Genomic DNA, 17,018 nt, shown 5'->3' on the forward strand with positions numbered 1-17,018 from the left:
CTCCAGCCCCGTGCTTCTGGGGATCAGTGCGGGGGACCTCGTGCTTGCAGATCGAGCGGACCATCTTCGACACGGACGGACGTCCGATGGAAACGGCCGACATGGTCATTCCGGACATGCGCCGGGAAGTGGTCTACGAGTTCGGAGTCGACCGTCCGTAGTCGTTGACCCATTCGAGAGACAACGAAAATCCGAAAGTTCGGTATTCCATGGCAAAATCCTCCCGGCTCGGCCTCTTGCGTACGGGACTTCGGGTGATTTTTTGCTGCCACTGTGCTCGGTCGGTCGGGCGACCGCATTGTTCTTCCGGCCTTGCCTCTGGTTGCCATCGGGGCATTGCATGCCGACGAGTTCCAGGTGGGCATACTGACCGCGATGACTTCGGCAGGAATCGCTCCTGTTCGGGTTGCCGGCAGGTGGGAAACCGTCGCCACCGGTGCCCCCCGGGGCGACCGATTGCCCCGGTTCGCACCGGCGTTGGCGGTCGCGGTCGCGGCTGCTGTATAAACGGGCCGCCCCAAGCCCGCCGCCCTGCCGAAGGGTTCATTCGTGCTGTCCCGAACACGTCCCCGCCGCGGTGGACACCGTGTCCCCGGCGTCGCCCTGCTCGCGGCCGCCGTGGCCGTGACCGGATGCTCCCCGCTCGGAGGCGGGCCGAAGCCGGTACCGGAGCAGGACGCCCCGAGATCCGCACGGGCCGGATCCGGGCCGACCGGTACGCCGCGTTCGGGGGCGGGTGCCGCACCGGGTCCGAGAACCGCCGCGCAGTTCGTCGCCCGTGCCCGGCGGGCCATGAAGGACGAGCGGGGATGGACGTTCGCCCTGCGTGGCAGCGAGTCCGCGGTGATGCGGGGACAGCCGCCGTCCAGCGCCACGTTCACCGCGACGGTGCACCGTGTCAACGCCCCCGGGGCCCTCCAGCAGACCGGCACGGTCACCACCGGCAAGGGGGAGCGCAGGTCCGAGCTGGTGTACGTCGTCGGCGGCACCGGTTACGTCAAGGACGGCGCCGGCGCCTGGAGGAAGGGGCCGCTGTCCGACCCGGGCATCGCCAATGACGTCGAGGATCCCCTGGCGGAGCTGGACGCGTTCGCCGCGTACGCCGAGAGCGCCGAGGTGATCCGCAGGGCGGCCGCCGACGGCGGGGTGCGGCTCCAGGTCGGCGCGTCCGGCTGGCAGTTGTCCGCGGCCCGCGACCGTCCCGCGCTGAAGCGCGCGGTGCGGGAGGTGGAGCCCACGCTGGCTCAGCTACGGAAGGCCGGGGTGACGGCGGCCGACGGCAGCATCACCCTCGAGAGCCTCACCGAGACGTGGGACCTGGACGCGGCGCACGGGTACCGGGTCGCGTCGCACCGTTACGCGTTCACGTTCCTCGTTCCGTTCCGGGGCGGGGACATCACGGTGAGCCAGGAGGTGCGCGCGGACAACCGCGGCCCGTTCACCGGACGCGTGGCCCTGCCGCCCGACGCCGGGTGACGGCGCCGTCGACACCGCGTCAACTGCCCCCGGAGCGCGGACGTGACCGGCATCTCACCCCGTGAGACGTGAAACGCGTTACTAACTCCGCCGCTGTGCCCCTCACGGGCGCTAGTGTCCGGCCGAGAGATAGGCCCCGGCGTGACCTTTTCGCCTGCCCGGCGGCGTCCGGTGAAGCAACCGCCCCAGGATGCCGGGATCGAACCCGCGAGCGGATCAGGGGAAGGCGATGCCAGGGTCTGACGACAGCGCGTATCAGGGGAGTCGCACAGTGGCACGGAAGCTCGCCGTCATCGGGGCCGGCCTCATGGGGTCCGGTATCGCTCAGGTCGCCGCGCAGGCGGGCTGGGACGTCGTCCTGCGGGACGTCACCGACGAGGCCCTCAGGCGTGGCACCGACGGCATCAAGGCCTCGTACGACAAGTTCGTGAGCAAGGGCAGGCTGGAGGCGCACGATGCCGACACCGCCCTCGGCCGCATCACCGCGACCACCGACCTGGACGCCGCCGCCGACGCCGACATCGTCGTCGAGGCCGTCTTCGAGAAGCTCGAGGTGAAGCACGAGATCTTCCGCGCGCTCGACAAGATCGTGCGCCCGGAGGCCGTACTCGCCTCCAACACCTCCGCCATCCCGATCACCAAGATCGCGGCGGCCACCGAGCATCCCGAGCGGGTGGTGGGCGTGCACTTCTTCTCGCCGGTGCCGATGATGCAACTCGTCGAGTTGGTCCGCGGCTACAAGACCAGCGACGAAGCCCTCGCCACCGCACGGGAGTTCGCCGAGTCGGTCGGCAAGACCTGCATCGTCGTCAACCGGGACGTGGCGGGCTTCGTCACCACCCGCCTCATCTCGGCCCTGGTGGTCGAGGCGACGAAGCTCTACGAGTCCGGGGTCGCCACCGCCGAGGACATCGACCTCGCCTGCAAGCTGGGCTTCGGCCACGCCATGGGCCCGCTGGCCACGGCGGACCTGACCGGTGTGGACATCCTGCTGCACGCGACCGGCAACATCTACACCGAGTCGCAGGACGAGAAGTTCGCGCCGCCGGAGCTGATGCGCCGGATGGTGGACGCCGGTGACATCGGCCGCAAGAGCGGGCAGGGCTTCTACAAGTACTGACCCGTACGGATCCGTACAAATCCGGACTCACACCTCGGGGGCTTCACCCCCGGGGGTGAATTCGGTATCGGTTCGCTTACAAGCAGCAACCGTGCTGCCACCCGGGCAGTCAAACGTTGCACAACACGGGCACCGTCACGGAGTACGCCAGACCGCACTCAACGGGGAGCGCTTATGTACATCAGGGGCGACCACGCCGAGCTGGTCGTCGGGGGCCGCCTCGACGTCCGCAGCGCGGCGGACGCCCGTACGGCCCTGCACTCGGCCGTCGACGGCGGAGTCGGGGACCTGGTGCTCGACCTGTCCGAACTGGACTCCTGGGACGCCACCGGACTCGGGGTGATCATGGGTGCCCACCGGCGGGCCGGCCGCTGCGGTCGCCGTCTGGTGCTGCGCGATGTCCCGCCGCAGATGCAGCGGCTGCTGGTCGCCACCCGGCTGCACCGCATCCTCGCCATCGAGGGCGGCATCGGGGTCGAGTCGCTGCCCCGGGTGTGACACACCCCGTCGGGGGTGATCGGGGCGCCGGGGGACCACCCGGGCGCAGCCCCCTTACCGCACGTCGAGGGCAATCCTCACCGGACCGTGACGTCTCGGGCCGCGCGGCACCCCGCCCTGTCGTGGATACTGTGCGAAGGCTTAGGGTTCGGTCGTCCGCTGCCTGAAAGAACCCTCGAGCGGGCCCGGACCAGAAGCGACAGCGCGGTGTGCAGCAGGCCGGGAGGGGCCGGTACGTGAGAGCACACGACGCTTTTGGGGGGGCTTGAACCCATGGACCCGATCACTCCGGGACCCGAGGAGCACGGCCAGGCTCTCAGCCGCCGCCCGCCCCGGGAGTCCCTCACCTCCGACTTCGGCCCGAGCACGCCCGCGGTCGCCCGCACGGCGCAGGTCGTCTCCGGCGGCTTCCTGCTCACCGTCAACCCGGTGGACGGCAGCGAGATAGAACCCTGCCCGCCGCACCACAGGCCCGAAGGGCCCCGCAAGCGCACGCCCGCCGAACGCGCCGAGACCGAACGGGCCGCCCGGCCGCCCGCGCCGCCCGGGCCGGCGCTGCCCACGCTCTGCCTGCTGGAGCGCCAGGACGAACGCGAGCGTCTGGTCCGCCTGCTCGCCCGGGGCCGCTCGGTCCGGCTGACCGGCCCCGGCGGCTCCGGCCGCACCGCGCTTCTCGACCTCGTCGCCGAGGACTGCGTGGACCTCGCGCCCGACGGCGTGGTCCGCCTCACCGGTTTCCACCGCACCGCCGCCGACCTCCTCCAGGACCTGCTCCACGCCGTCCACGAGGCCCCGGCACACCGCCCCGAACCGGACGAACTGGTCACCCTCCTCGGGGAGATCGGCGCGGTCGTCGTCGTGGACGACCTGGAGCTCGGCGGCGCCGACCTGGACGAACTGCTGGACGCCACCCCCGAGTGCGCCTTCCTGTTCGCCGCCACCCCGGACGTGCCCGCGCCCGCGGCCGGCTCCGAGGTCGAGGAGGTCTTCCTCGGCGGCCTGGACCGCGCGGCCGGCGTGGAGATCCTGGAGCGGACCGTGGGCCGGGTCCTCACCGAGGAGGAGGCCAACTGGGCGGGCGACCTCTGGTTCGAGTCCGAGGGCCTGCCGCTGCGCTTCGTGCAGGCCGGCGCCCTGCTCCGGCAGCGCGACCGGCTTCGGGCCAGTACCGGGGCGGTGGACGAGTACGGCGTCTTCGAGGACCTGCGGCCCGCCGACGAGGAGGAATTCGACGCGGACGAGGGCGAACAGGTGGCCCTGCCGTCCCTCGGCGAGGCCGCCGCGCCCGCCCCGCTGCTCGCCGCCCGCCTGAGCGCCTCCGCCCGCGCCACCCTCCGCCTCGCGGTGGCGCTCGGCGGTGAGGTGCCGCACCAGGCGCATCTGCCCGCGCTGGTCGGGGACACCCACGCCGACGCCGCGCTCGGTGAACTGGCGAGCTGCGGTCTGGTCTCCGCGGTCGGCTCCCGCTACCGGCTCGCGGCCGGTGTGCAGGCACAGCTCGAGGCCGCCGGCTACGACGCCGGCGCCCTCGACGAGGCCCGCACGGCCGCCGAGCACTACACCTGGTGGGCCGGTCACCCCTCGGTCACCCCCGAGCGGGTGTGCGTCGAGGCCGACGCGGTCCTCGCCGCGCTCGCCGTGATGGTGCCGGGCACGGAGCCCGCGGCCGAGGGCGAGGGCGAGGACGACGGCGAGGGGAGCGTCGCGGTACGGCTCGCCCGCACCGCCGCGCCCGCCTTCGCCGCCGGACTGCACTGGAGCGCCTGGGAACGCGCCCTGCGCGCCGGCACCGAGGCCTCCCGGCTCTCCGGTGATGTCGCCGAGCAGGTCTACTTCCACCACGAGCTGGGCGTTCTCGCGCTCTGCGAGGGGCAGCTCGACCGGGCCCGTGCCGAGCTGGAGGCCGCGGGCCGCCTGCGCGGGGCGCTGGCCGACAAGCGGGGCGCCGTCGCCGGGCGGCGGGCGCTGGCCCTGGTCGCCGACCTCGCCGGCGAGGTTCCCGGGCCGCCGGCACCGGCCGGCGAGGAGGCGCCCGACGCCCGCCGCGAGGAGTACGCGTCACCGCCCGGCGGAGTGCCGACCCTCCGCACGGCGCCGTTCGGCCCGGCCGGTGCGCCGCTGGGCACCCTCCGGTCCCCGGGCGCCGCGTCGTCCGGTGGCGGCATCCGCCGGCTGGCCCGCCGCAACCTGGTCGCGGCCGGTTCCGGGGCGCTGCTCGTCGCCGTGCTCGGCACGGTCGTCGCGCTCGGCATGACCTCCGAGCAGAACGCCGACCGGAACCCGGCCGGCACGGTCGGCGTCGGCCCCTCGGTCGGCCAGGGCATCGACGACGGGGGCCTGGGCACCGGTCCGCAGGAGAGCGACGAGGGCGACGCCGGCCCCGGGACGGTCTCCAGCAGCCCGACCGACCCTGGTTCCGACGGCGCCCACAGCACCTCGGAGGACCCGGCTCCGCCGGTGGAGACCACCGGCCCGTCGTCCCGCCCGAGCGCCACGCGGGGTTCGGACGGCGGGGGCACGACGCCGACGCCCACCCGGAGCACGTCCGGGCCGGGCTCGCCGACACCCACGCCGACCGGGTCCACCACCCCGTCGAGCGGCTCGTCGGCCGGCTCCAGCGCGCCGGCGTCCCCGTCCGCGCCCACCAGTCCGTCCCCGGGGACCTCCACCTCGGCGAGCGGCCCGGCGTCCGGAGCCCCGGCCGCGGCGAGCGGCGCGGCGAGCGCGCCGGCGGCCGACGGCCCGGGCGCCGTGATGTGACCTCCCGGTCCGACGCGCGAGGGCCGGTTCCCCGGAGGGAACCGGCCCTCGGCCGGCCGGGCGTGGTGGTGGCTCAGAACAGCCGCAGCTTGTCGTCCTCGATACCGCGCATGGCGTCGTAGTCCAGGACCTGGCAGTGGATGCCGCGGTCCGTGGCGAGGACCCGGGCCTGCGGCTTGATCTCCTGGGCGGCGAAGACACCGCGGACCGGGGCCAGATGCGGGTCGCGGTTCAGCAGGTCGAGGTAGCGGGTGAGCTGTTCGACGCCGTCGATCTCGCCGCGCCGCTTGATCTCGACCGCGACCGTCCCACCGGCCGCGTCCCGGCAGAGGATGTCCACCGGGCCGATCGCGGTCATGTACTCGCGGCGGACGAGCGTGTAGCCCTCGCCGAGCGTCTCGATCCGGTCGGCGAGCAGTTCCTGCAGGTGTGCCTCCACGCCGTCCTTGATCAGGCCGGGGTCGACACCGAGTTCGTGCGAGGAGTCGTGGAGGATCTCCTCCATCGTGATGATCAGTTTCTCGCCCGCTTTGTTGATCACCGTCCACACGCCCTCGTCGTCACCCGCGCCCTCCTTGAGCGTGCAGGGCGGCGACATCCAGTTGAGGGGCTTGTACGCCCGGTCGTCCGCGTGGATGGAGACGCTGCCGTCCGCCTTGACCAGGATCAGGCGGGGCGCCGAGGGCAGGTGGGCGGTGAGCCGACCGGCGTAGTCGACCGAGCATCGGGCAATGACGAGACGCATGGTCGGCAACGCTACTCGACACCCGGTGGTGGACGCGATTCGCCCTCCTTGCGGTGACCCCACCGGCACCGCGGGCCCGGTGAACCACCCCTTTTATCCCTGGAAACTCCTGTTCAACTCTGGCCGATTGTGCGCCCAAAGGGATCGTTCCATATACGCAATCTGCTGGTGTGGTCACCGACCGTTGCCTACCGTAGAGAACGGGAGGTCGCGGTCTGTGTACCCAGCGTGTTCGGTATCGCGAACTCCCTTGTCTGTCCGGCAACCCCTGCTCGTCGGGGGTGCGAGAGGAGAACCCATGTCGCTCGACGTCTCACCGGCCCTACTCGAACAGGCCGAGCGAGGCGAGGTCGACGAAGCAGCATTCGTCGACTGCGTCCGGACCTCCCTGCCCTATGCGTGGGAGATGATCAGCTCCCTGGTGGCCCAGCAGAAGGTGGACGGCGGACCCTTCGCCGACAACCAGACGCCCCCGCCGGACGAGCAGGCACGCGGTCAGCTGCTGCGTGCGCTCGCGAGTGACGCCATACGCGGTGCGCTGCAGCGGCACTTCGGTGTGAGGCTCGCCTTCCAGAACTGCCACCGGGTGGCGGTGTTCCCGCTGGACGACTCGGTGGACGAGACGCTGGCCCGCTTCACCTCGGTGCGCGCCCAGTTGCTGAACCAGTCGCCGGAGCTTCGGGACTGCTGACGCACGGACACCCGGCTGCTGACACGGAGAGCCGCTCGCTTGCCGCTCCATCCGGGGGAGGTGCCTGCGTACTGGGGCGGCAAGCACTCATGGGCGCCTGGGGTCCGGCGGCCCGTCAGCGAAGCTGGGGCAGCACCTCGGCGCCCAGCCGCCGCACGTTCTCCTCCGTCGCCGCGAGGTCGCCCGAACCCTCGACGAGCAGGGCGAAACGGGAGATCCCGGTGCGCTCCGAGGTGGCCGCGAGCCGGTCGGCGGCCAGCCGCGCAGTGCCCACCGGGTGCAGTCCGCAGAGCAGTTCGGTGTACGCGAACGGGTCGCGCATCGCGCGCGCCCGGCCGTCCACCGTCACATGGGCCTCCAGGCCCTGTTTCAGCCAGCCCGGCATCGCCTTCAACAGCGTCTCCACCGCGTCGGTGCGCCGGTCCGCGAGCTGGCAGACGCCCGCCGAGACATGGGCCGCGCCCGCGATCTCCTCGGGTGGCCGCCCGGCGGCCCGCGCGGACCGCCGCCACAGGGCGACCATCTCGGCCTTTTCCTCGTCACCGATGTGCATCCCGAGCAGCATCGGCAGTCCCCGCTCGGCCGCCAGCCGCACCGTGGCCGGCGAGGTGCAGGCGACGACGACCTCCGGGCCGGGCGACTCCGCCAGTGCTTCCGAAGGACGGGGTACGACGGGCACCTCCCGGAAGGAGAAGCGTTCACCCGACGCCGCGACGGACGGCTCGCGCAGCCAGCGCACCAGCAGATCGAGTGATTCCGGGAACCCGCGCTCGTACGCCTCCAGGCCCGCTCCGAACACCTCCAGGTCCACCCACGGGCCGCCGCGCCCCACGCCCAGCGTGAACCGTCCGCCGCTCGTCAGGTGCAGCAGCGCGGCCTGTTCGCCGAGCGCGACCGGGTGTGCGGTGGGCAGCACGCTGACCGCGGTGCCGACCCGGACGCGCTCGGTGCGGCCGAGCAGCATGGCGGCCAGGGTGACCGCGGACGGACATGTGCCGTACGGCACGAAGTGGTGCTCGGCCAGCCACACTGTGTCGAGCCCGGCCTGCTCGGCGACCTCCGCCGAGCGGACCGCACGGTGCAGTGCCTCCCCGGGGCCCTGGCCCGGGAACTGGGCCGCCAGCACAAAACTTCCTACGCGCATCGCTCTTCCTGCTTCCTCGGCTCCGACCGGAGCTCCCCCACCCGGCATAACCGTCTGACACGTGCCGAGGACACGGCCTGGCGGGGAGATTTGCGGATTGTCTGCAGAATGCGCCCCCCGGGAGGGGCACTTGTGCGGTTCGGAGCGCTACGCGTACCCGTACCGGCGCCGCGTACGCTGGATGCGGCCCGTGCTTCCTGTATAGCTCCGAGAGGTGTCCCGTGTCCCCGCGTCGCAACCGACCGAAGGCAGCCGCGTCGTCCGGCCGGAGCGCCGAGGACGACCAGGACGGCCGGTACGGCGGCTGGCAGTCCTCGGAGAGCTGGCGGGGCGAGGAGTGGAGCGTGCGCCATGTCGCGGGGGCGAGCGCGCAGGGCAAGACCTACCGCTGCCCGGGCTGCGACCAGCTCATCCCCTCGGCCGTCCCGCATGTGGTGGCGTGGTCCGAGCACGCGGGCGTGGACGACCGCCGCCACTGGCACAAGGCGTGCTGGAACGCGAAGGACCGCCGCACCACGAGGGTGCAGCGGTCCCGCAACGCGCCGAGGTTCTGACCCCCGGGACTCAGACGTCCCGGCTCTGGAGCAGCGCGTACGCGGCCGCGTAGGCCGCGGCCGTCACGCCCAGCATGATCCACAGCGGCTCCCAGCCCGACGGCCCGGAGTGGCTCAGCGTGTTGTCGTAGAACACGCCCATCTGGCTCGGGATCGAGTACTCCAGCAGCGCCCGCTGCACCTTCTCCAGCGAGGACGCGTTCATGAAGAGGGCGATCACCAGCGGGGCGAGCACCGCGCCGATCATGATGGTGATGGCGCCCGCCGAGTGCCGGATCATCGAGCCGACGAGCAGCGACAGCAGGCCGAGCAGCGCGACGTAGAGGCTGATGCCGAGGGTCGCCTTCAGCCATTCCTCGGTGGACGGGCTCTTCGCGCCCTGCCCTTCCAGCATGGACGCCTGGACCATCGCGACGAAGGACACCACCGCGAGCGTCACCACGAAGGCGAGGGCGAAGAACACGATCGCCTTGGCGGCCAGTACCCGGCCCCGGCTCGGGCACGCGGTCGTCGTCGTGCGGATCATGCCCGTGCCGTACTCGGACGCCGTGGTCAGCACGCCGAGCGTGATCACGCACATGATGCCGATCAGCAGGCCGAAGAAGCCGAGGGTCAGCGGACTCTGGCCGCTCAGGTCGCCGGAGCCCCGTACCGCCACTCCGGCGAGCAGGCCGATGCCGACCACGAGCAGGACGAAGACACCGAGGGTCCACATCGTCGAGCGCACCGACTTGATCTTGGTCCACTCGGAGGCCAGCGCGTGCCCGAGGTGGGTGCGCACGACGGGGATCGGCGAGCTGTAGCCGGGACGGTCCCCGCCGGGAGCCGCCTGCCATGCGGGCGCGGCGGCCGGGGCCTGCTGCATCGGGGGCTGGTGGGTGCTCATCGGGCGTCCTCGGGCTGGGTCGGGTCGGCGGCCGGGGCCGCGGGTGCGGACTGGGCGGGAGCGGCGGCCGGGGCCGGGGGAGCGGCCACCGGGGGCTGCGCCGGGGGCGCCTGCTGCGCCTGCGGGGCCTGCGCGGCGGGAGCGGCGTACGGGTTGGGGGCGCCCGCGCCGGGGGCACCGTACGCGCCCGCGGGCGCACCGCCGTACGGCCCCGAGGGTGCCGGCATCGCGAACGGGTGGCCGCCCTGCTGGGGCGGCGGCGGGGCGTACCAGCCGGGCTGGCCCTGACCGGGCACCGGCATCGGAGGCTGGGTGCCGGGCGGCAGCGGCTGCTGCAGCCCCGTCTTCTGGTCGATGGTGGAGCGGTAGTCGACGGCGCCCTGCGTCATCCGCATGTACGCCTCCTCCAGTGAGGCCTGGTGCGGCGACAGCTCCCACAGCCGTACGTCCGCCTCGTGCGCGAGGTCGCTGATGCGGGGCAGGGGCAGCCCGGTCACGCGCAGCGCGCCGTCCTGCTCCGGCAGTACGTGGCCGCCCGCCTCGGTGAGCGCGGAGGACAGCTTCTCGCGGAGCTGCGGCTCGGTGTCGGGGGTGCGGACCCGGGCGAAGTCGGCGGAGTTGGCGGAGATGAACTCCGTCACGCTCATGTCCGCGAGGAGCTGGCCGCGCCCGATGACGATGAGGTGGTCGGCGGTCAGCGCCATCTCGCTCATCAGGTGCGACGAGACGAAGACGGTACGGCCCTCGGCGGCCAGCGCCTTCATCAGGTTGCGGACCCAGAGGATGCCCTCGGGGTCCAGGCCGTTGACCGGCTCGTCGAAGAGCAGCACCTGGGGGTCGCCGAGCAGCGCCGCGGCGATGCCGAGCCGCTGGCCCATGCCCAGCGAGAAGCCCTTGGAGCGCTTCTTCGCCACTTCCTGCAGTCCGACGACCCCGAGCACCTCGTCCACCCGGCGGGCCGGGATGCCGGAGAGCTGGGCGAGGCTGAGCAGGTGGCTGCGGGCGGACCGGCCGCCGTGCACCGCCTTGGCGTCGAGCAGGGCACCGACCTGGCGGGGCGCGTTGGGCAGCCTGCGGTACGGATAGCCGCCGATGGTCACCTGACCGGACGTCGGATTGTCCAGCCCGAGGATCATCCGCATGGTGGTCGACTTGCCCGAGCCGTTGGGCCCGAGGAAGCCGGTCACCGCTCCAGGTCGCACCTGGAAGGAAAGGTTGTGCACGGCGGTCTTGTCGCCGTAGCGCTTGGTCAGGCCGACAGCCTCGATCATGCTCCGCACCCATCGAAAGGTTCAGGACAGCGGGGCACACGCCCCCGTAAGGGTTAGGAGGATATCCGGGCGCTGACGGTTCCGGCCAAGGAAAAGTAAAGCCAGAGCGTGACCGAACGTGGCCGAAACGGCTCTCCGGGTGTCCTGTCGCGCCGGCGGGCCGTACCCGCCCGCGACCGCCGCGGTGACCCACGACGCCATGATCCCTGGGCCCGTCCCGGCGGCCGCACGGCGTGTCGGCGGCGGACCAGGTGCCGCGTCGGCCGACGTCCGCCGTGTCGCGGCCCCCTGACCGACGCGGCACCGGGGCATCACGCGCACGGTCCGGCCGCCGGCCCGGTCGGGGCAGGAGGCGGCTGGCCCACCCGCGGCCGCGCCCGCGGTCAGTGGGACGGCCGGCGGATCCGGACGGGACCGCGGGCCTTCGCGGGATCGACGGGGGTGCCGCGCCGGGTGACCTCCACCTGTCCCCGGGCCGCGAGCCGGGCGGCGGCCCGGCGGACGGGTTCCATCAGCTCCCGCCAGCCGTCGTCACCGGACCGGTGCACGGCGCGGGCCACGTCCGACGGACAGACCGAGGAGCCCGGCGCCCGGCGGTCCAGAAGAGCGAGGACGGCGTCCTCCAGGGACCGGTCGGTGTGGGACATACGGCGGCCCCCTTCCCTCCTCCGCCAGGCTACGCGCACACGGAAGGGGCGGCGGGACACGTCCCACCGCCCCTCACCGGGTGCTCGGTCAGCGGCTCTGCTGCGCCGGGACACCCCGGGAGATCGGCTCGTCCTCGGCCGGGGAACCGGCGGCGGCCACCGCGGCACCGGTCAGCGTGGCGAGCATCTCGCGGACGTTCGTGAGCTGAGCGTTGATGGAGTCGCGGCGGTTGGTGAGGGCTGCGAGCTCGCGCTCGGATTCGGAACGGATCCGGTCGGCCTTGGCGTTGGCGTCGGCCACGATGTCCTCGGCCTGGCGCTGGGCCGTCTCCACCGTCTGACGGGCGCGGCGCTCGGCGTCGGTGCGCAGCTTCTCCGCCTCCAGGCGGAGCTGCTCGGCGCGGTGCTCGATCTCCGCGAGGCGCTTCTCGGCCTTCTGCTGACGCGAGGCCAGGTCGCGCTCGGACTGCTCCCGGCGCTTGGCGAGGTTCGTCTCGAAGTCGGCGGCGGCCTGCGCGGCCTTGGCGCGGGTCTCCTCGAAGAGGGCGTCCGCCTCCTCGCGCTTGGACTGCGCGTCCTTCTGCGCGTCGGTGCGGAGCTGCGAGGCCTCGCCCTTGGCCTTCTCGACGATCCGGACGCCCTCGTCCTCGGCCTTGGCCTTGCGCTCGGCGGCGAAGGACTCGGCGTCGTTGCGGACCTGCTGGGCCGCCGACTCGGCCAGCTCGCGGTGCTGTTCGGCCGCGCGCCGGGCCTCGTCACGCAGATCCTTGGCCTCTTCCTCGGCCAGGCGCAGGATCTTCTCGACCCGCGCACCGAGACCCGCGTACGACGGCTCGGCATCGGTGACCTGGGCCTGCGCGTTCTGCGTCTCGAGGTGCAGCTCCTCGATGCGCTTCTCCAGCGCGGTGATGCGGGAGAGCGCGCTGTCACGGTCGGAGACGAGCTTGGAGATGCGTTCGTCCACCTGAGCGCGGTCGTACCCACGCCGCACAAGCTCGAAGCCGTAGGGGGAAGTGTCGCTCATGGGGTTCCTGTCGAATGAGACCGGTGAGGTGATAGGTGGAATCCTAGGCGCCGAAGCGGTGTGTCATCGAGCGGATACGTGTTTGATCTGGAGAATGACACCTCTTTCGGGTGGCTGATCATGGGGCGGCTTGCCAAGACCTGGGCAAAGCACCCAGAAGACACCTCAAGTCTTCCCGTTCGCTAGCTCTCCGACGTCTTGCCACCCGATCGGGGGGATCCGACCGTCGCGCCCGCCTTGACCCCGTTGTCCTTTCCGCCGGCCGGGGTCTCGAAGGACTCCAGCGCCTCCAGGACGTCCTGGACCCGGGAGATCTCGGTGTTGATGTCCTCCCGGCGGCGCACCAGGAGCTCCAGCTCCCGTTTGCCCTCCTCGACCGTGCGCCGGGCCTCGCGGACCGCCTCGGCCTTGAGCTCCTCGGCCTCCTTGACCAGCGTGGCCTTCTTCTGCTCGGCCTCCTTGAGCAGCCCCTCCGCCTTCTTGACGGCGGCGATGCGGACCTTGCCGGCCTCGGAGTTGGCCTCCGACACCAGCTCCTTGGCCTTCGCCTGCGCCTTGGCGAGCTGCTCCTCGGCCGCCTTGATCAGCGCGTCGCAGCGGTCGCCGGCCGACTTCATCGTCTCGGCGGACTCCCGGCGGGCCCGCTCGTGCAGCTCCTCGATCTCGGAGGTGATGCGCTCGCGCAGTTCCTCCGCGCGCTCGCGGATCGCGGTCGCGTCCCGGCGGGCGCCGACCAGCAGCTCGTCCGCGTCCGTGCGGGCCTTCTCCACCCGGGAGTTGCCCTCGACGGTCGCCTCGGACACGATCCGGTCGGCCTCGGTGCGGGCCGCCCCCACCATGGTGTCGGCCTGCGACTCCGCGTCCGCGGTGGTCTTCAGCGCCTGCTGCTGGGCCTCGGTGAGCAGCTTGTCGGCCTCGGCCGTGGTCTCCGTGATGAGCGTGTCGACCTGCTCGGCCGCCTCCGAACGCCGCTTGTTGGCGTCCTTGCGGGCCTCGTCCAGGGTGCGTTCCGCCTCCTCGCGCGCGGCCCCGGCCAGCCGTTCGGCCTCGGCCGCCGCGTCCGCCCGCAGCCGCTCGGCCTCGGTCCGCAGCCGCTCCGCGTGCGCCTGGGCCGAACCCACCGTCTCGGCGGCCTCGGCGCGCAGCCGTTCGGCCTCGCCGGTGGCGTCCCCGACGAGCTGCTCGGCGTTCGCCACGGCCTCGGCCCGGACCCGGTCCGCCTCCGTGACCGCCTCCGCACGGACCCGCTCGGCCTCGGCGGCCGTCTCGGTCTGCAGCCGCTCCGCCTCCGCGGTGGCCTCGGTGATGAGCGTGTCCACCTGAGCGGCCGCGTCCGTACGGATGCGGTTGGCGTCCTCCCGCGCGTCCGCCCGGGTGCGGGCGGCTGCCTGGTCGGCCTCGGCGAGGGCGTCCGACGCCTCCGTGCGCACCCGCTGGGCGTGCGCGGACGAGTCGGCGCGCAGCCGGTCGGACTCCGCGATCGCCTCCGCGACCGTGCGCTCGGCGAGCGCCTTCGCGGCCTCCGCCTCCTCGTTCGCCTCGCGCCGCAGCCGCGAGGCGTCCTCGCTCGCCCGCTCCCGCTCGCTGTAGGCGTCGGCGCGGACCCGGTCCGCCTCCTCCTCGGCCTCCCGCTTCGTGCGCTCGGCCGCGTGCTCGGCGGCCGAGCGCAGCCCGGTGATCTCCGCCTGCGCCTGCTCGTGCAGCCCGGCGACGGAGTCCCGCACCTGCTGGGCGTGCTGCTCGGCGGCGGAGACCATCTCGGTGGCGCGCCGGTCGGCCTCCTCGACCAGCCGGGTCGCCTCGGTCTGCGCGTCCTCCACCCGCTTGCGGGCCGAGGCCAGCAGTTCCTCGCTCTGCTCGCGGGCCCGCTCGCGCTCCTGGTCGGCCTCGGACCGCGCGGCACCGAGCAGTTCCTCGGCCTCCCGGCGGCGGCGGGCCGCCTCCTCCTGGGCGGCGGCCAGGGTCTCGGACGCCTCGGTGCCGAGCCGCTCGGCGGCGGCCTGCGCCTCCGCGCGCACCCGGTCGGCGGTGTCCTGGGCCTCCACCTTCAGCCGCTCGGCCTCGGTCGAGGCCTCCGAGCGCAGCCGGACCGCGACGGCCTCGCCCTCGGCGCGCGAGGCGGACGCGTCCGACGCGGCCTCGGTGCGCAGCCGCTCGGCCTCCTCCTCGGCCTGCTGCTGGAGCGTGCGGATCCGCTCGGCGGCCTCGGTGCGCAGCCGCTCGCTCTCCTCGGCGGCCTCCCGGCGGATCCGGGCGGCCTCCTCCCGGGCCTCGCCGAGCGTCTGTTCGGCCGCCGCCAGCCGCTCCTGGCCCTCGCTCTGCAGCCTGGTCAGTTCCTCGGCGGCCTCGGCACGCCGGGCCTCGACCGCCCGCTCGGTCTCCTCGCGCAGTTCGCGCGCGGCCCGTTCGGCGTCCGCCTTCAGCGCGTCGGACTGCTCGACCACCTCCGCACGGTGCCGCTCGGCCTCCTTGCGGGTGCGCTCCAGGGTCTCCTCGGCCTGCCGGCGCAGCGCGGTGGCCCGCTCGATGGCCTCGGTGCGCACCTTCTCGCTGTCCGAGGTCGCCTTCTGGCGCAGCTCGTCGGCGTCCGCCCTGGCCTTGGCGAGCAGCTCCTCGGCGGACCTGGCCGCCTCCTCGATCTGCGCCACGGCCTCCCGGCGGGCCTCGGCACGGATGGACTCGCCCTCCGCGACCGCGTCGGCCCGGAGCTGCTCGGCCTCGCCGCGCAGCCGGCGCGCCTCCTCCTGCAGCTCGACCGTCTTGGCCCGGTACTCCTTGGTGTCGTCCTTCGCGGCACCCTTGAGCTGCTCGGCGATGTCGTGCGCCTCGGAGCGCAGCCGGTCCGCCTCGGCCTCCGCCTCCCGGCGGACCCGCTCGGCCTCCTCGGCCGCGGCCTTGATGGTCTTCTTGGCGTCCTCCGACGCCTTGTCGAGCACGTCCTCGGCGGTCCGGGCCGCCTTCGAGAGCTGGGTCGCCGTCTCCTCGGCGGTGACGCTGCGCGCCTTCTCACCGGCCTCGGCGACGATCCTCTCGGCCTCGGCACGCGCGTCCGCGACCAGTTGCTCGGCCTCGGACCTGGTGTTCTCGGCCTCCTTGGTGGCCTCCTCGACCAGCCGGGCGACCTGCTCCTTGGCGGTACGGGTACGGGTCTCGTTGGCGGCCTCGGCGCCGGCCAGCGCCTTGGCGGCGGCCTCCTTGGCCTCGGTGACCACCTTGTCCGCCTCGGACTGCGCCTTGCGCAGCGCCTCCTCGGCCTCCGCCATGCGCTGCTCGGCGGCCCGGCTCAGCTCGGTGGACTGCCGGCGGGCGGCGTCCGACTCGCTGGCGGTGGAGGTGCGGAGCTGCTCGGCGTGGTCGGTGGCCTCCTGCGCCTGCGTGGAGGCGGCGTTCAGCAGCCGTTCGGCGTCGGTGCGGGCGCGGCGCAGGATCTGCTCGGCCTCGGCGCGCGCGGCCTCCGCGTCGCCCTGCAGCCGCTCGCGGGCCTCCCGGGTGAGCCGCTCGGCCTCCGCGCGGGCGGCGGCCATCGCCTGCTCGGCCTCGGCGCGGGACTCGTCCAGCAGCCGGCGGGCCTGCGACTCGGTGCGCGCGCGAAGCTGCTCCGCCCACGCCACGTTCTCGTTGACGTGCGACTCGACGGTCTGCCGCCGCTCGGCCAGCTCCTGGTCGAGCTGCTGGCGGCGGGTGACCGCCTCCTGGTGCAGCTCGGTCTGGAGCCGGGCGGCCTGCTCGGCGTGCTCCTGCAGGATGCGCTGGGTCTGCGCGCGGGCCTGGCTCAGCTCCCGCTCCGCGTCCTGACGCAGCTGGTCGGCCTGCATCTGGGCGTTGCGGAGCAACTGCTCGGCCTGATAGCCGATGTCACCGCCGTCATAGGCGGGCCTGGTCATCAGGGTGCGGCGCGCCTCGTGCAGCTTGGCGCGCAGCACCTCGACCTGGTAGCCGAGGTCCTCGGCGTGCTGGATCGCCTTCTCCCGCTCGGTCCTCAGCCGTTTCATCTCGGCCTCGAACCGAGAGAGGTGGTCGACGTCAGCCGCCGGCTCTCGCTCCTGGCTCTCGTAGCCCCGCACTGCGCGGTCCCATCCGTCCCCTGGTGAGCTTCTCCAACGAGCACCGTCCATCCGCCGAACGGGGCCCCCGGGGAATGGTGTCAGATCAACGGCGGAGCACGGGCTGCCGCCCCGACGCTCGTCCCCCGAAACCCGGAC

General features: G+C 73.2%; 13 protein-coding genes. 6 read left to right on the forward strand and 7 right to left on the reverse strand.

Annotation, left to right across the window (positions count from 1 at the left end; genetic code table 11):
• The first annotated feature begins 792 nt into the window (after window positions 1-792).
• The 4 genes from MXD57_RS08940 to MXD57_RS08955 all read left to right on the forward strand — a co-directional run bounded on the left by MXD57_RS08940 (window position 793) and on the right by MXD57_RS08955 (window position 5,854).
• Entirely contained in the window at window positions 793-1,476 is a 684-nt protein-coding gene (locus MXD57_RS08940) for a hypothetical protein (protein ID WP_250400784.1), read from the forward strand.
• A gap of 271 nt (window positions 1,477-1,747) precedes the next feature.
• Entirely contained in the window at window positions 1,748-2,596 is an 849-nt protein-coding gene (locus MXD57_RS08945; protein WP_250400785.1) for a 3-hydroxyacyl-CoA dehydrogenase family protein, read from the forward strand.
• Window positions 2,597-2,770: 174 nt separating this feature from the next.
• Window positions 2,771-3,094, forward strand: coding sequence for an STAS domain-containing protein (locus MXD57_RS08950; protein WP_250400786.1), 324 nt, complete (start codon window positions 2,771-2,773; stop codon window positions 3,092-3,094).
• Between the two features lie 273 nt (window positions 3,095-3,367).
• The gene (locus MXD57_RS08955) at window positions 3,368-5,854 is read left to right on the forward strand and encodes an ATP-binding protein (protein WP_250400787.1); all 2,487 of its coding nucleotides are present in this window, start codon (window positions 3,368-3,370) and stop codon (window positions 5,852-5,854) included.
• A 73-nt stretch (window positions 5,855-5,927) separates the two neighbouring features.
• On the opposite strand, the gene nucS is transcribed toward MXD57_RS08955, so the two are convergent.
• Entirely contained in the window at window positions 5,928-6,599 is a 672-nt protein-coding gene (gene nucS, locus MXD57_RS08960) for an endonuclease NucS (RefSeq protein ID WP_250400788.1), read from the reverse strand.
• Window positions 6,600-6,897: 298 nt separating this feature from the next.
• Here nucS and MXD57_RS08965 point away from each other — a divergent pair, with 298 nt between their 5' ends.
• Window positions 6,898-7,290, forward strand: a complete 393-nt coding sequence (locus MXD57_RS08965; protein WP_250400789.1) for an SCO5389 family protein — start codon at window positions 6,898-6,900, stop codon at window positions 7,288-7,290.
• 115 nt (window positions 7,291-7,405) lie between these two features.
• Here MXD57_RS08965 and MXD57_RS08970 read toward each other — a convergent pair whose 3' ends face one another.
• Complete coding sequence (locus tag MXD57_RS08970; protein WP_250400790.1) at window positions 7,406-8,434, reverse strand: LLM class flavin-dependent oxidoreductase; 1,029 nt, start codon at window positions 8,432-8,434, stop codon at window positions 7,406-7,408.
• 221 nt (window positions 8,435-8,655) lie between these two features.
• On the opposite strand from MXD57_RS08970, the gene MXD57_RS08975 reads away from it, so the two are divergent.
• Window positions 8,656-8,988 carry an ATP/GTP-binding protein gene (locus MXD57_RS08975; protein WP_250400791.1) on the forward strand — a complete coding sequence of 111 codons (333 nt, stop codon included), beginning with the start codon at window positions 8,656-8,658 and terminating at the stop codon, window positions 8,986-8,988.
• A gap of 10 nt (window positions 8,989-8,998) precedes the next feature.
• Here MXD57_RS08975 and MXD57_RS08980 read toward each other — a convergent pair whose 3' ends face one another.
• From MXD57_RS08980 to scy, 5 genes are all read right to left on the reverse strand, one after another.
• Complete coding sequence (locus MXD57_RS08980; RefSeq protein ID WP_250400792.1) at window positions 8,999-9,874, reverse strand: ABC transporter permease; 876 nt, start codon at window positions 9,872-9,874, stop codon at window positions 8,999-9,001.
• A complete protein-coding gene (locus MXD57_RS08985) occupies window positions 9,871-11,145 on the reverse strand; it encodes an ABC transporter ATP-binding protein (RefSeq protein ID WP_250400793.1) in 1,275 nt (424 codons plus the stop codon). The genes MXD57_RS08980 and MXD57_RS08985 overlap by 4 nt, the downstream gene beginning before the upstream one ends.
• A gap of 383 nt (window positions 11,146-11,528) precedes the next feature.
• A complete protein-coding gene (locus MXD57_RS08990; RefSeq protein ID WP_250400794.1) occupies window positions 11,529-11,792 on the reverse strand; it encodes a DUF3253 domain-containing protein in 264 nt (87 codons plus the stop codon).
• 88 nt (window positions 11,793-11,880) lie between these two features.
• On the reverse strand, window positions 11,881-12,816 hold the full coding sequence (locus tag MXD57_RS08995; protein WP_250400795.1) for a cellulose-binding protein: 936 nt from the start codon (window positions 12,814-12,816) through the stop codon (window positions 11,881-11,883).
• Between the two features lie 182 nt (window positions 12,817-12,998).
• Window positions 12,999-16,880 (reverse strand): polarized growth protein Scy, encoded by a 3,882-nt coding sequence (gene scy / locus MXD57_RS09000; protein WP_250400796.1) that lies wholly within the window; start codon window positions 16,878-16,880, stop codon window positions 12,999-13,001.
• Window positions 16,881-17,018: the final 138 nt, after the last annotated feature.

The organism is Streptomyces cellostaticus (assembly GCF_023630175.1).
In the GTDB taxonomy this organism is placed as follows: Bacteria; Actinomycetota; Actinomycetes; order Streptomycetales; family Streptomycetaceae; genus Streptomyces; species Streptomyces cellostaticus_A.

Excerpts from the sequence above, each read along its gene's own strand:
- MXD57_RS08940 (WP_250400784.1), top strand. The coding sequence starts at position 793 with ATGAAGGACGAGCGGGGATGGACGTTCGCCCTGCGTGGCAGCGAGTCC.
- MXD57_RS08950 (WP_250400786.1), top strand. The coding sequence starts at position 2,771 with ATGTACATCAGGGGCGACCACGCCGAGCTGGTCGTCGGGGGCCGCCTC.
- MXD57_RS08955 (WP_250400787.1), top strand. The coding sequence starts at position 3,368 with ATGGACCCGATCACTCCGGGACCCGAGGAGCACGGCCAGGCTCTCAGC.
- nucS (WP_250400788.1), bottom strand. The coding sequence starts at position 6,599 with ATGCGTCTCGTCATTGCCCGATGCTCGGTCGACTACGCCGGTCGGCTC.
- MXD57_RS08965 (WP_250400789.1), top strand. The coding sequence starts at position 6,898 with ATGTCGCTCGACGTCTCACCGGCCCTACTCGAACAGGCCGAGCGAGGC.
- MXD57_RS08970 (WP_250400790.1), bottom strand. The coding sequence starts at position 8,434 with ATGCGCGTAGGAAGTTTTGTGCTGGCGGCCCAGTTCCCGGGCCAGGGC.
- MXD57_RS08980 (WP_250400792.1), bottom strand. The coding sequence starts at position 9,874 with ATGAGCACCCACCAGCCCCCGATGCAGCAGGCCCCGGCCGCCGCGCCC.
- MXD57_RS08985 (WP_250400793.1), bottom strand. The coding sequence starts at position 11,145 with ATGATCGAGGCTGTCGGCCTGACCAAGCGCTACGGCGACAAGACCGCC.
- MXD57_RS08990 (WP_250400794.1), bottom strand. The coding sequence starts at position 11,792 with ATGTCCCACACCGACCGGTCCCTGGAGGACGCCGTCCTCGCTCTTCTG.
- MXD57_RS08995 (WP_250400795.1), bottom strand. The coding sequence starts at position 12,816 with ATGAGCGACACTTCCCCCTACGGCTTCGAGCTTGTGCGGCGTGGGTAC.